Annotated in this window: 16 protein-coding genes; 2 read left to right on the forward strand and 14 right to left on the reverse strand. The window is 45.6% G+C overall.

From position 1 onward, the window contains the following. The 4 genes from A3IE_RS23370 to A3IE_RS0104065 all read right to left on the reverse strand — a co-directional run. A partial coding sequence (locus A3IE_RS23370; RefSeq protein ID WP_020394310.1) for an IS1/IS1595 family N-terminal zinc-binding domain-containing protein occupies positions 1–143 on the reverse strand: 143 nt, incomplete at its 3' end. Positions 144–279: 136 nt separating this feature from the next. Continuing rightward, a complete protein-coding gene (lysM, locus tag A3IE_RS0104055) occupies positions 280–738 on the reverse strand; it encodes a peptidoglycan-binding protein LysM (protein WP_020394311.1) in 459 nt (152 codons plus the stop codon). Between the two features lie 135 nt (positions 739–873). After that, on the reverse strand, positions 874–1,701 hold the full coding sequence (locus tag A3IE_RS21865; protein ID WP_020394312.1) for a C40 family peptidase: 828 nt from the start codon (positions 1,699–1,701) through the stop codon (positions 874–876). Positions 1,702–1,918: 217 nt separating this feature from the next. Then, on the reverse strand, positions 1,919–2,287 hold the full coding sequence (locus A3IE_RS0104065) for a TusE/DsrC/DsvC family sulfur relay protein (protein ID WP_020394313.1): 369 nt from the start codon (positions 2,285–2,287) through the stop codon (positions 1,919–1,921). A 263-nt stretch (positions 2,288–2,550) separates the two neighbouring features. Here A3IE_RS0104065 and A3IE_RS0104070 point away from each other — a divergent pair, with 263 nt between their 5' ends. After that, positions 2,551–4,869: a coiled-coil domain-containing protein gene (locus A3IE_RS0104070; RefSeq protein WP_020394314.1), complete on the forward strand. Its 2,319-nt coding sequence runs from the start codon at positions 2,551–2,553 to the stop codon at positions 4,867–4,869. An 11-nt stretch (positions 4,870–4,880) separates the two neighbouring features. Here the strand turns inward: A3IE_RS0104070 and A3IE_RS19845 are convergent, their stop codons facing one another. Further along, the gene (locus A3IE_RS19845) at positions 4,881–5,492 is read right to left on the reverse strand and encodes an SCO family protein (protein ID WP_020394315.1); all 612 of its coding nucleotides are present in this window, start codon (positions 5,490–5,492) and stop codon (positions 4,881–4,883) included. A 3-nt stretch (positions 5,493–5,495) separates the two neighbouring features. Next, entirely contained in the window at positions 5,496–6,179 is a 684-nt protein-coding gene (locus A3IE_RS0104080; RefSeq protein ID WP_020394316.1) for an SURF1 family protein, read from the reverse strand. A gap of 15 nt (positions 6,180–6,194) precedes the next feature. Between A3IE_RS0104080 and A3IE_RS19850 the strand changes: the two genes are divergently transcribed. Beyond that, positions 6,195–6,446: a DUF2909 domain-containing protein gene (locus A3IE_RS19850; protein WP_020394317.1), complete on the forward strand. Its 252-nt coding sequence runs from the start codon at positions 6,195–6,197 to the stop codon at positions 6,444–6,446. On the opposite strand, the gene A3IE_RS0104090 is transcribed toward A3IE_RS19850, so the two are convergent. The 8 genes from A3IE_RS0104090 to A3IE_RS0104130 form a co-directional block, all read right to left on the reverse strand. Next, entirely contained in the window at positions 6,443–7,318 is an 876-nt protein-coding gene (locus A3IE_RS0104090) for a cytochrome c oxidase subunit 3 (RefSeq protein WP_020394318.1), read from the reverse strand. The genes A3IE_RS19850 and A3IE_RS0104090 overlap by 4 nt on opposite strands. Before the next feature lie 36 nt (positions 7,319–7,354). Continuing rightward, entirely contained in the window at positions 7,355–7,876 is a 522-nt protein-coding gene (locus A3IE_RS0104095; RefSeq protein WP_020394319.1) for a cytochrome c oxidase assembly protein, read from the reverse strand. A gap of 130 nt (positions 7,877–8,006) precedes the next feature. Continuing rightward, a complete protein-coding gene (ctaD, locus tag A3IE_RS0104105; protein WP_020394321.1) occupies positions 8,007–9,590 on the reverse strand; it encodes a cytochrome c oxidase subunit I in 1,584 nt (527 codons plus the stop codon). A gap of 39 nt (positions 9,591–9,629) precedes the next feature. Continuing rightward, on the reverse strand, positions 9,630–10,760 hold the full coding sequence (gene coxB / locus A3IE_RS0104110) for a cytochrome c oxidase subunit II (protein ID WP_020394322.1): 1,131 nt from the start codon (positions 10,758–10,760) through the stop codon (positions 9,630–9,632). 76 nt (positions 10,761–10,836) lie between these two features. Beyond that, positions 10,837–11,049: a hypothetical protein gene (locus A3IE_RS0104115; RefSeq protein ID WP_020394323.1), complete on the reverse strand. Its 213-nt coding sequence runs from the start codon at positions 11,047–11,049 to the stop codon at positions 10,837–10,839. Between the two features lie 2 nt (positions 11,050–11,051). Then, positions 11,052–11,291 (reverse strand): DUF2970 domain-containing protein, encoded by a 240-nt coding sequence (locus tag A3IE_RS0104120; protein WP_020394324.1) that lies wholly within the window; start codon positions 11,289–11,291, stop codon positions 11,052–11,054. A gap of 12 nt (positions 11,292–11,303) precedes the next feature. After that, a complete protein-coding gene (locus tag A3IE_RS0104125) occupies positions 11,304–12,212 on the reverse strand; it encodes a heme o synthase (protein ID WP_020394325.1) in 909 nt (302 codons plus the stop codon). Further along, positions 12,209–12,688: a DUF2244 domain-containing protein gene (locus tag A3IE_RS0104130; RefSeq protein WP_020394326.1), complete on the reverse strand. Its 480-nt coding sequence runs from the start codon at positions 12,686–12,688 to the stop codon at positions 12,209–12,211. The genes A3IE_RS0104125 and A3IE_RS0104130 overlap by 4 nt, the downstream gene beginning before the upstream one ends. Positions 12,689–12,732 lie beyond the last annotated feature (44 nt).

Here is a 12,732-nt window from a genome sequence, read left to right on the forward strand (position 1 = left end):
CGGTTGCCCACATTATGATAGTAAAGTTGAAAACTACGTTGGCAATCACGGCAGCGGTAACGCGGTTCACCACTACGCGCATAGCCGTGTTTGTAAATCGATGCACTTTGACAGTAGCGGCAGTCGACTGGTACGGTGGCCATACACACCTCTTCCTCAGATCAAATGCCTTTAACGATAAAGCTCCATCAAAGCGTTTTCAACTCCCTTAAATCACGACCAAAAAACGGATGGTGTAAAAACTAAAGCCACCGGAAGGTGGCTTTAGGAGTGAGACTCTTATAAGTCTTTCGGAATACGAATTTTCTGACCAGGGAAGATCTTATTTGGATCTTCAATGACTTCGCGATTCGCTTCAAACAAGATCGTGTGTTTTGCGCCATTGCCATAAGCATGTTCAGCAATTTTCCACAAGCTATCGCCTTTTTGGATGATGTAGTAGTTATCATCAGCATCATCAATCACAGCCGCTTGACCCGCAACCGTAACTTCTTCCGCTTTAACCTCTTTCACACCCATAGCATTGCCCGCCATTAAAACGGCTTTCTCCACAGCTGCTGGCGTAGCAGCATCGCCTTTAATCGTAGCCACGCCATCTTTCACTTCTACTTTTAAGTTAGAGACGCCAGGGTTATTGGTATTAATATGTTCTTGTAGTTTCTCAGATTGTTGTTCTGGTGGATCATCTTTGCCAAATAATTTTTTACCGATGTTTGCTGCAAAGCTAAACAGTCCCATTGCAATCTCCTCTTAAGCTAAAAAATATTTGCCTCAAAAACTGCGGCAACTTAGTAGTTGATTATAGTCGATCCATCAGATTTTGGTGACTACTACTCGCTACTAAGTCTGCCACACTTGGGCGAATGTTCAAGCTTAAGTCAAAAAAGTCCCATATTTAACCAAGCGATCCTGCCAATAAGACTTACGCAGATCGTCAAGACGGACTTTACGGCTTCCCGTGGCTGCATGAATCATTTTGCCATCACCGACATATATCCCTACATGGTTTACGGTCTTGCCGCTAGTCCGGAAGAAAATCATATCACCGGGCTTTAAGTCTTGACGGCGGATGGTGCGGCTAGCTTGGCTTTGTTCCCGTGCCGTACGTGGAATTTGCATATGAGCATTTCTGTGCGTGTATTTGGTTAGACCGCTACAATCGAAACCTTCGCGAGGTGAGTTGCCACCCCAGACGTAAGTTGTCCCTAATGCTTGATAAGCGGCTTGTACTAAAGCCATGCGTTCAGTGGATATACGGGCGCGTTGTTGCGGCTGGGCTTGGCGCGGTGGCATGACCTGTTGGGTGTAGCGCATAGCAGGCACCATGGCGACAGGGCGACGTTGTTGTCCCTGATTCGGTATCCCCCAATGTGGCTCATTTTGATAACGTTGCATCTGTTGATGCGCTTGTGGAGGTTGATAAGGTTGGATGTCAGGTGGGAGATTGACATCTTGCCGGTATGCATATTGTATTGGTTGCTGATAATTATTGCGCCTTGGTGCAGCTTGATAGTTTGCATGTTGAACGCGTACTCGCTGTTGTTGGTAAGGGTTCGCGGCTGGATAGCGAGGCGTGTGCGGTGCCGCTTGCTGATAATCGTCTGGGTAATAATCATTGGGTTCGGCACTGACTGTAGTGGCACTGACACTGCCAAGTGCTAATACAGCACCTTTAAGCCAGTTAGTAGTTATATAGCCCATTGTCTAGTCCTATTCGCTTATTTTTAGATTAGGGAATCAGTTATTTTTATTATTGTGCCCTATATAAAACGCAATTTAGCTTAATGCAAGAATAAGCTGATTAAATGAAAAACTTGGGCATAAAAAAACCAGCAATAAGCTGGTTTAATAGAAAACCGTTGTATTTTTACATCAGTGTCACAGTAGTATTAGTACCGATCACTTAACATTAATGTTATTAAAAGCGAGTGCCAGAACTACAATCTTCTTGGTAAAGCAGTGGTGGCAAATTCGCAATTTCATGAATAGTGCAAAGCGGGCCTTCTGGGAACAGTTTGTATAAGTGTTTGCGCCCGCCTTGTTCAGCAAATTCTTGGCACATCAAGGTTGCCAACGCACGTGCATTTTCACAGTCATCGCAGTGTTCATAAAAATCTAGAATAAATTCAATGACATTCCAATGATCTTGCGTGAGTTGAATACCGCGATGGTTAGCACGTTGCTTAATCAAAGCATAGTTCACGGGGGTTTTTAAATTAGGTAAAGGCGGGCGCATCATCGGTTCTGCGCGTGGGAACATTTCATCAATCGTGGCTGCATGTAACATAGCAAATACCTCATCAAACTTTATTTAGTGTTGCTCATATCTCCAAGGGGATATGTATTGATGCGATTATATCTAAAAGGTAATAGTAAGACTAGCTATCTCTGGCTTTTTCAAAGAGATATACGCGGTGTATCAAGTGCATGGCGAAAAAGAAGTAGGTATGACAAAATCTGTGCCACACTTCTTGACGAGCTGTCTGAGAGTTTGGGCTAGCTTAGCTTCAGTACCGCGATTTTTATTCGCTAACGAGAATGGATGGCAACATGGATGACAAGACAACTGAGATATACAAAAAATTAGATACTAATGTATATCTAACTGCTACGGATAAGCAGAATCTGAAAACGTTGTTGACGAGCTATCAGGAGCGTTTAACCGAGCGCGAGAGTTATTTGCAAGGTATTACCAGTGCACTCATTGAGAAAGATGGGCATGTACGGGTACGGGATGCGCGCATTGATGAGCGTGACGTGCGTCTTGAAAAATTAGGGCGTTTGCTATTAGAGAAAGATGAATTATTAGCGCGTCAGGAACGCGATTTAGCCGGTAAGGAAGAGTTATTACAGCAGCGCGATAAACTGTTAAGTGAAAAAGAGGGGCTGATAGCGCAACGTGATCAGACTTTGCAAGGGCGGGAAGAGCGCTTGCGGGTGCTAGAAAATAAAATCTTAAGCTATGAAAAGTTAATTCAGGAAAAGCAAACGCTCATTGAGCAACGCGATCGCGCGATGGAGGATAAAGACCGATCCTTATTGCGCTTTGACCAAGCCTTGCAATCGAAAGATAAGTTATTGCAAAGTCGCGATGAGACCCTTGCCAAGAAAGATCAGCAACTACTCGAGCATAATCAATTACTCCAAGAGCGTAACCGCCAGACCTTGGAGCACGAAAATCTTCTCAAAGAACGCGATCATCAATTAGCCAAACGTGATCAACATTTGATGGAGCGTGATCGGCATGTCGCCGAGCGTGATTTGCGGGTTGAGGAAATCCAAAAGCAAATTGCTGAGCGTAATCAAGCGTTAGCGTCGCATGAGATGCAAGTACAAGCGCGTGAAGGTTTATTAGCCGACAAAGAAAAGCTGATTTCAGAGCGTGATCAGCGGGTAGTGACCCAGCAAAAGCATATTGAGGCACGTGATTTAACAGTTTACGACCGTGATAAGCAAATTAAGGAGCGCGATGCGCAAATCCAAGAGCGTGATCGAACTATCGCAGAGCGTGATCAAGCCATTCAAACACGCGATGAGAAAACCTATCAGCATTTAGCGTCGATTGAGTCCTTAGAAAATCACATCAAAGAGCGTGATGCGCATCTTGCCGAACGCGACAATCAACTGAATTTACGCAATCAACGCATTCAGAAAACGGATGAGGAAGTAGCAGCACGTGATCAGTCGATTCGTCAGCGCGATAAAAGTGTGCAAGAACGCGATACGATTATTCAAGCACGCGACCAATCACTCAAAGAGCGCGATGCCAGTATTCAAGCCCGTGATAAACGTGTTAGTGAGCAAGCGTCTCAATTAAGCGAGCGTGATCAGCAATTACAGCAACGTGACCAACAATTGCAAACGCGTGATACTGTTATCAGTGAGCGCGATAAGCATATTCAAGAGCGTGATCAATCTTTAGAGCGTCTTAGCACACAATTACAAATGCGCGAAGTCACTTTGACTGAACGTGATAAGCGTTTAGGTGAGCGCGATCAAAGTTTAGTAGAGCGCGATAATGCTATCCAGACCCGTGATGCGAGCCTGCAAGCGCGTGATGCCACGATTCAGCAAAAAGATCAGGCACTGACAGAACGGGATCAGCAGCTTGAACAATTAAATGCCCATTTGCGTGATCGGGAAAAAACCTTAGGTGAACGCGATACAGAGCTGCAAGCACGGGATAGCCATGTACGCTTATTGCAAGAAGAAATACGTAAGCGTGATCAAAGTTTGGCAGAGCGCGAAGTCCAATTACAATTGCGCGATCAAGCGATTCAAGATCGGGATGAGATGTTACAGGTGCGTGATCAAGCCTTGGCGGAGCGCGATACCACCATTACCCAGCGCGATAGTGAGTTGGCGCAACGGAATCAAGATTTGCAACGCCAAGAGCAGATTGTCAAAGAGCGTGACGCAACTGTTGCGGAACGTGATCAATTAATGACACAGCGTGATGAGCAATTAGCCGAGCGAGATCGTCAAATCGCTGCGCGTGAAGTGGAAATTCGTGAGCGTGATCAAGCGATTAAATTACGCGATGCAGCACTCCAAGATCGCGATGAAACCATTATTGCGAAAGAAGCCCATATCCGACGTCGTGACGATAAGATTCAGGAACTAAGCTTATATATTCAGCACTTGGATGCGGAAATTAAGACCTTACGTGAGCATATGACCGTTCGTGATGAGCAAGTACGTCAGCGTGATTTGATTATTACCCATCGTGATCGCCAGCTCGACAAGCTTGACACCAGTGTAAGCAAATATGCGAATGGTGCACAGGGCTTATTCATGAAGGGCACCATTACCGGCTTAGTGAGTAGCTTCTTGTTTTTCTTGGGCTTAAAGTTACTGGATCTGGTCTAATTCAGGCTGCTTTACCCAATATGTGACAATCTGAGTAATTTAGTCAGATCTTTCATCATGAGTTTCGGCGCTAAAGCTGGGTTGAAGCTCATGATTAAATTCCCCAAGGGATCTACTAAATAAACGGTGTTGGCGGGTGCTGTGCTAGTGTGACGGATTTGTGCAGCTAAATCTTGTGAGCCATGACTGATTAAAATCGTCATATCCGGATGAGATTCCCACATTTTACTGTCTGCTTTGGCGATTTCAGGCGTTTTTACCACCGCCACACGTTGTACTCGATCCATATCTTTGCCTAAAGCAATGCGTATTTGGCGCGTATTATATAAGCTCTTACTACAGGCCTCGTCACAGGGCGCATCGAGTAAATGCACCAAAGTCCATTTAGTTTCTAAATTGCCCAAAGTCCATATTTGGTCGGTCAAGGTGGCTTGTTCGAATGCTGCTAAACGTCGGGCGGGCGTTATGAGGTCACCGTTGTTCGTACCAGCGTCGGGTAAAAAGGTGGGTGGAGCGGCTTTATACCAAACTGTTGCAATGAAGAGTGGCAGAAAGAACAAGGCAATAATGAGGATAAGCTTTTTCTGGCTAGCGTTGAGTGTTGAAGCTTGTTTTTCTGCCATTGCTTAAGCATCCAAGAAATGTTGACGGGCTTTAAAGCCTAACACAAACAAGGCTAAAGCCAAGCCAAACCATTGTAACGCATAGGCATAATGACGTTCTGGGGTCATCACGATGGGCTGCCAGATCCGAATTAGGCTATTAGGATGATTTTGATCCAGAACCAGCATTAAAGGTGAAAGTGGTGTTTGTAATTCCGCACTGAGCGCAGGCATATCGAGATACAATACGGTTTTAGGCCAAGTGTTTTGAGGCGTAAGTGTCTCACCTAAATGGAAGCCTTTTTTCGGCGCATATAAGATTCCGTGAGGCTCAAGGCTAGTGGGTAAGTTGGCTAAGGGCTTATGATCTTGCTGTGCCATCCAACCGCGATTAATCACTACTGTTTGACCACTAATGAGGCGAAAAGGGACTAAGACTTCATAACCAATTTGATTCTGATGGCTACGGTTTGCCAATAGGAATGAATGCTCATTCAACCAGTGCCCTTTTAGTTGTGCGGTTTGGTAAAGGAGTGGGCTAAAATCGTTAGGAATCTCACTAAGAGACTGATACGCTGAGCGTTGTTTGGCTTGTGTTTGAATGGTGGCTTTGGTGAAGCCGCGTTGCAACTGCCATACACTCAACGTTAGTAACAGCACCAACAGCACGCTAAATACGCTTAAGGCTATCAGCTTTTTTACACGCACGCGCGGAGTTCGCCCATGTTGTTATTCAAGTTAATTATTGTCTTACTACTCATTTTTGTAGTCGTTACCTTATTCACGGCGTTATATCAGCTTAATACTAGCACTAATGATTCACATAAAGTGGTAAAAACCTTGAGTGTGCGCATTGGAATGTCTTTGCTTATTTTCGTTTTATTATGGATTGGGTCGTATTTTGGCTTGCTGAAGCCGCATGGGTTATATGAAGGAAAGGGGGCTACGACACAAACTAGCCCCCAACACAATTAAAGCCAGTAAACAAACACAAACAAAATTAACCACACTACATCGACAAAGTGCCAATACCACGCGGCGGCCTCAAAGCCAAAATGATTGCTGGCGGTGAAGTGACCTTTCATCGAGCGCACCAGAATGACGGTCAACATAATTGCACCCAAGGTGACATGCATCCCATGGAAGCCAGTCAGTAGGTAGAAGGTCGAACCGTAGATGCCACTTTTTAGCGTCAGATTCATTTCATGATAAGCGTGGGAATATTCAATCATTTGTAAGCCAACGAACAAAAAGCCCAAGGCTACAGTCATGGCTAAGCCATAAATCAAGTTCTGACGATTGCCGATTTTTAAGGAATGGTGCGCCCACGTTACCGTGACACCTGAGGTTAATAAGATAATCGTATTGAGGGTGGGTAGACCCCACGCAGGCATGGCTTCAAATGAACCGCCCACATTCGCAGGGCCATTGGTAGGCCAAACTGCGCTAAAACTATTCCACAGCCATTCGTGAGTATTCGCCTCTTCACCGGCTCCACCGAGCCAAGGCACAGAGAGATGGCGTGCATAAAATAAAGCCCCAAAAAAGGCAGCAAAAAACATCACTTCCGAAAAGATAAACCAACTCATACCAATACGAAACGAGCGGTCTTCCCAACGGGTATAAGTGCGGCTTTCACTTTCACGGATAACCTCACCAAACCAGCCATAGAGCATATAAATAAGCGTAGCAATCCCCATAAACAAAAGGATGGTACCGCCTTGTTGATTAAGCATACGGATAATGCCTAGCACTAATAAGGCTAAGCCTACTGAGCCTATAAACGGCCAAATCGTCGAGCTGGGCACATAATAGTGCTGCGTGGTTGCGTGCTGTGTATTAGCCATAGGCTGCGCCTCCTTGGGTAAATCCTGTTGTTTTCTTTAAGGCTTTGTAAATAAGGTGTAAGACAAAGTAATCGTATCCACATCGTTGGGAACCGCATTATCAACCACAAAGGTCACCGGCATTTCGCGCGTTTCAAGGGCTTTAAATGCTTGTTCGGTAAAGCAAAAACATTCGGTTTTCTTAAAATGTGATGCTGCAGTGATAGGGGCAACACTCGGGATAGACTGGCTTACCAAGTCCTTATTCAGCTTATTGGTCGCGAAAAAGGTAGTGGTATACGTCTCGCCCGGATGAATCATCATCGAGGGTTGCGCAGGGTGAAAATCCCATGGGCCTTCATTATTGACACTGGAAGTAAACTCGACTTTGATGCTACGTGTTTTATCAATATTTAGTTGATTGGCTTCAGCGCTAGAAATCGCACCTGTTTTGCCATTTAAGCCAGTGACTTCACAAAACACGTTATACAAAGGAACCATCGCATAACCAAAACCAAACATAGCAATGGGAATTAAGAAAAGTTTAGTCACTAAAGGTGCTAAGCGTTGCTTACTCAAGGTTAGGCTCCTCCTTTTTGCAACACGCTATAAACAAAGAGGATGAGAATAACGATGACCAGCAGCACTAAAGCTATGACCGTGCGGCGAATGCTTTTATCTCGTTGTTCACTGGTCATCGTTGGCTCTGCTACTTAATGACAGGTTGTACAGAGAATGAGTGATAAGGTGGTGGCGAACTGAGTGTCCATTCCAAACCTTTTGCACCTTCCCAAACAATATCAGTGGCTTGTTTGCCTTTGCGAATAGTAGAAATCACAATATAGGCGAAAAGTAGCTGGCTGAAGCCAAAGCCGAAAGCACCAATACTAGAAATCATATTGAAGTCCGCAAATTGTACAGAATAGTCGGGAATGCGGCGGGGCATACCGGCTAAACCTAGGAAATGTTGTGGGAAAAATAGGATATTGACGAAAACAGCAGAAATCCAAAAATGAATGCGCCCTAATTTGTCGTTATACATATGGCCTGTCCATTTGGGTAGCCAGTAATAAACGGCTGCCATAATCGCAAAGACTGCACCCGGAACTAAGACATAATGGAAGTGTGCCACCACGAAATAAGTATCATGGTATTGAAAATCAACGGGTGTCATTGCCAACATGACACCGGAGAAGCCACCAATGGTGAACATCACCACAAATCCAATCGCAAACAACATCGGTGTTTCGAAAGTCATCGAGCCTTTCCACATAGTGGCCACCCAGTTAAAGACTTTTACGCCGGTAGGAACGGCAATCAACATAGTCGCGAACATAAAGAACAGCTCAGCTTCCACCGCTAAACCAACGGTAAACATATGGTGTGCCCAGACAATGAAGGATAAGAAGGCAATAGAGGCGGTAGCGTAAACCATGGAACTATAACCGAATAATGGCTTGCGCGCGAAGGTTGGAATGATCTGAGACACTATACCAAAGGCAGGCAAAATTAAGATATAAACTTCCGGATGACCAAAGAACCAGAAAATATGCTGGAACATCACGGGATCACCGCCACCCGCAGCACTGAAGAAGCTGGTACCGAAGTATTTGTCTGTCAGCAACATGGTTACCGCACCGGCTAAAACGGGCATGGTCGCGATTAAAAGGTAGGCGGTAATAAACCAAGTCCATACGAATAGCGGCATTTTCATATAGGTCATGCCAGGGGCACGCATATTCATAATGGTTGCGATAATATTAATCGAACCCATAATGGAAGAAATGCCAAGGAGGTGCACCGCAAAGATGAGCATCGGGAAGGAGGCGCCGGTTTGTAGTACCAAGGGCGGATACATCGTCCAGCCACCTGCGGGCGCGCCGCCATTCACGAATAAAGTAGAAATGAGAATGACCGAGGCGAAAGGCAAAATCCAGAAACTCCAGTTATTCATACGCGGTAAGGCCATATCGGGTGCTCCAATCATAATCGGAATCATCCAATTCGCTAAGCCTACAAAGGCTGGCATTACCGCAAGGAAGATCATTACCAAGGCGTGCATGGTTGTCATCTGATTGAAGAAATCAGGGTTAACCAATTGTAGGCCGGGTTTAAATAATTCAGCACGAATAATGAGTGCCATGAGACCACCGACGAAAAACATCAGCAGCGAAAAAAGTAGATAAAGTGTTCCTATATCTTTGTGATTGGTGGTCGTGATCCAACGCATCCCACTGTTTGGCGGGCCATGGTCATGGTCGTCATGATCAACGTGTACTGCTTGCGCATTCATACAATGTCCTCCAGAAATAAGTTCATCTGACGCGTACCATTAACGGGCCGCTTTAACATCGGCGGGTTGCAACATATCGCCAACACTATTGCCTAAACCGTTACGCTCAAAAGTAATAACAGCGGCAATGTCAGCATCACTTAATTGATTGCCAAATGCCTGCATCGCGGTATTCGCTTTGCCGTGCAAGACAATATCGAGGTGAGCTTTAATATCGCCAGTTGCAATTTTGCTACCTGTCATCGCAGGGAATACACCCGGAATACCTTGACCGCCGGCTTGGTGGCAGGCTGAACAAGTAGTGGCATAGACTTTGGAGCCTTTTTCAATGAGTTCTTCTTTAGTCCATTCTTTATTGCTGTCATTTTGCGCTGCGGCCATTGCGGTTTTTTGTTCAGTGACCCAGGTTTGGAAAGCGGCATCATCTAGGGCGACTACAGTAATGGGCATGTAGCCATGATCTTTGCCACATAACTCGACGCATTGACCACGGTATTCGCCGGGGGTTTTAATATTGAACCAAGTGTCATTGACGAAGCCCGGAATAGCATCTTTTTTGACCCCTAAGGCAGGCACTCCCCACGAGTGAATGACATCGTTCGAAGTGATTAACACACGAATTTTTTTACCCGCTGGAACCACTAAAGGGCTATCCACTTGGCGTAAATAGTGCTCAACACTGGCTGGGTCAATACCTGAATTTTTAACACCAGCCTTGCGACTCTTCGTATCTAAGCTACTGAAAAATTTGATACCTTCATTCGGATACTCATACTGCCATTTCCATTGGTAGGCAGTAATTTTGACCGTCAGTTCGGAGTTGCTAGAGTCCTCCATCTTGATCAAGGCTTGAGCTGCTGGGACAGCTAGGGAGAGCAGAATAATGACAGGCACCGCAGTCCAGATAATTTCGACTTTAGTACTTTCGTGGAAAGTAGCAGCTTGATGGCCTTTGTCTTTGCGGTGATGCAGAATTGAATAGAACATTGCGCCAAAGACGACAATACCAATAATGATGCACACCCATAGCGCCATCATATGAATGCCATAAATATCTTCACTTACCTCGGTGACCCCTGGGGTAAGATTCATTTGCCAATCGGCTTGTGCCTTGGCCGCTAGTAGCAGCGTGGCTAGTGTAGCTGTCCTTAGAAATCTCACCATAACCATGCTTCGGTTTCCTCCCAATCAAGGTAATACTTTCTTCTAGCGCGGCTCAGCTTTTTGCATGAGCGCTTATTAATAGCTAACTGCGTTTATCTTTTGCTGGAGCTTGTTTCGTATCGAAAGCGGCCATCTGCTCTAGGGTAGAACCGTAAGCACGGCCTAAACGCTTCAATTCGTCTAGTTCGTGCATAGAGGCCGGTTCACCCGAGGCTGCAATAGCCTTTTGCACTTTTTGCATTTTCTTAATCAGGTCTTGTAAATGCTTATTTAACTGTTGGTAAGTGTCAGTCATGACTAAACCCCTGAGGCTGCACTACTTAGTACCCATTGCACTAAGAGCCAAACGACGACCATAAACAAGACAGTGACAACAGCTCCAGCAATGAAAAAATGCCAAAATTTTCCGCTTTGAAAATCGCGTTCTAAATTACTGCGTTTTTGTACACCCGCTAAACCGGCTAAGGCGCTTTTAAACACTGTCCAACTGGTGACAGTTTCATTGGCTGGTGTAGTGGATTTCGGTGCTTTATCCATGGCTTTTAATCGCTATGCCCATTTGAGAAATAGGCTGAGATAATGATCCGCTAGCAAGAAGGCGAAGAGTGCTGTCAAGTAGAAAATCGAGTAGCCAAAGGTTTTCATCGCGTGCTGATCGCCTTTGCTACGATACAAAACCAAGGCGTGATACAGAAAGCCAGCGCCTAAGGCCGAGGCAGCTACCAAATACAATAACCCGCTCATAAACGTCAAATAAGGCAGTATGCTAATGATCACCAACAAAATGGTATAAAGCACGATCTGCAATTTAGTGAAGTCTACCCCATGGGTCACAGGCAACATCGGCAAGCCCGCCCGCGCATAGTCTTGTTTGCGCTTTATCGCCAATGGCCAGAAATGCGGCGGTGTCCAGACGAAGATAATCAAAAACAGTAGGAGCGCTTGTAGGTGTAATTCGCCGGTAATCGCTGTCCAGCCTAAAATCGGGGGAGCGGCTCCCGCAGCCCCACCAATCACGATATTTTGCGGGGTATTGCGCTTGAGGAATACAGTGTAAATAACTGCATAACCAATCATGGAGCTTAAGGTCAAAATGGCAGTGAGGGGGTTAACCAACAACACCAAGATGAGAGCAGATAAAGTGGCAAGGCTTAAGGCAAAGATGGTTACATGGCTAGCCTTTAATTCACCACTGGCCACAGGGCGTGCACGGGTGCGATCCATGTGCTGGTCTAGTTCGCGATCAATCACATGATTTAAGGCAGCGCCGGCGGCCGCCGCTAGGCCAATACCCACGAGGCCGAAGATAAGTTTATCAAAGGGAAGGAATCCCTCTGTGGACAGCAACATACCCACAAAGGCGGTGAAGAGAATCAGATAAACAACTTTGGGCTTGCAGCATTCGTAATAAGCGTGCAAGGAGTGATGCGCAACACGATCAACGATTTGAGTGCTCATGAATCTCCTCCTAATTGTGGTTGTTTTGCGTCAGTTATCGCTGCTCGTAACGCCTTAGCGAGATCACTACGCTCTTCTTGCGTTAAAAAGCTGGCTAACTCAATCCACGTACCTTGCATTCCCACCAACAAGCGCGAGCCGTGTAAGGGAGCATTTGTATTGGGTTTTAAATCTACCCTCACCCAATGCAAGGGAAAATTCCAGTGACGCGGAGCGTGAGCCTCTTCGTGATGAATGGTTAAACGATCTTGATCAATAACCACTCGCTCTCGAATTTGGTTGCGTTTGGCCACATAAGCAAACGCATACACGGCCAACAATAAATCTGCTCCTAAAAATGGCATGACTGGCCAAAAACCTTGTGCAGCTAGACCTAGCGCTATGAAACCCATCAAACCCGCCAACACCCACAAGAAGTTACGTCGACCAGTATGGCTGAGTGAACAATTAGGCTGAATCACAAATTCGCGAGGCATATGAGTTTTTCACTCCTGTTGGCTACGCGTTTGAGCTAGATCAA

It is taken from the genome of Thiolinea disciformis DSM 14473, from assembly GCF_000371925.1.
GTDB lineage: Bacteria > Pseudomonadota > Gammaproteobacteria > Thiotrichales > Thiotrichaceae > Thiolinea > Thiolinea disciformis.

Excerpts from the sequence above, each read along its gene's own strand:
- A3IE_RS0104090 (WP_020394318.1), bottom strand. The coding sequence starts at position 7,318 with ATGGCTAATACACAGCACGCAACCACGCAGCACTATTATGTGCCCAGC.
- A3IE_RS0104130 (WP_020394326.1), bottom strand. The coding sequence starts at position 12,688 with ATGCCTCGCGAATTTGTGATTCAGCCTAATTGTTCACTCAGCCATACT.
- A3IE_RS0104120 (WP_020394324.1), bottom strand. The coding sequence starts at position 11,291 with ATGGATAAAGCACCGAAATCCACTACACCAGCCAATGAAACTGTCACC.
- A3IE_RS19845 (WP_020394315.1), bottom strand. The coding sequence starts at position 5,492 with ATGGCAGAAAAACAAGCTTCAACACTCAACGCTAGCCAGAAAAAGCTT.
- A3IE_RS0104065 (WP_020394313.1), bottom strand. The coding sequence starts at position 2,287 with ATGTTACATGCAGCCACGATTGATGAAATGTTCCCACGCGCAGAACCG.
- coxB (WP_020394322.1), bottom strand. The coding sequence starts at position 10,760 with ATGGTTATGGTGAGATTTCTAAGGACAGCTACACTAGCCACGCTGCTA.
- A3IE_RS0104125 (WP_020394325.1), bottom strand. The coding sequence starts at position 12,212 with ATGAGCACTCAAATCGTTGATCGTGTTGCGCATCACTCCTTGCACGCT.
- A3IE_RS0104115 (WP_020394323.1), bottom strand. The coding sequence starts at position 11,049 with ATGACTGACACTTACCAACAGTTAAATAAGCATTTACAAGACCTGATT.
- lysM (WP_020394311.1), bottom strand. The coding sequence starts at position 738 with ATGGGACTGTTTAGCTTTGCAGCAAACATCGGTAAAAAATTATTTGGC.
- A3IE_RS21865 (WP_020394312.1), bottom strand. The coding sequence starts at position 1,701 with ATGGGCTATATAACTACTAACTGGCTTAAAGGTGCTGTATTAGCACTT.
- ctaD (WP_020394321.1), bottom strand. The coding sequence starts at position 9,590 with ATGAATGCGCAAGCAGTACACGTTGATCATGACGACCATGACCATGGC.
- A3IE_RS19850 (WP_020394317.1), top strand. The coding sequence starts at position 6,195 with ATGTTGTTATTCAAGTTAATTATTGTCTTACTACTCATTTTTGTAGTC.
- A3IE_RS0104070 (WP_020394314.1), top strand. The coding sequence starts at position 2,551 with ATGGATGACAAGACAACTGAGATATACAAAAAATTAGATACTAATGTA.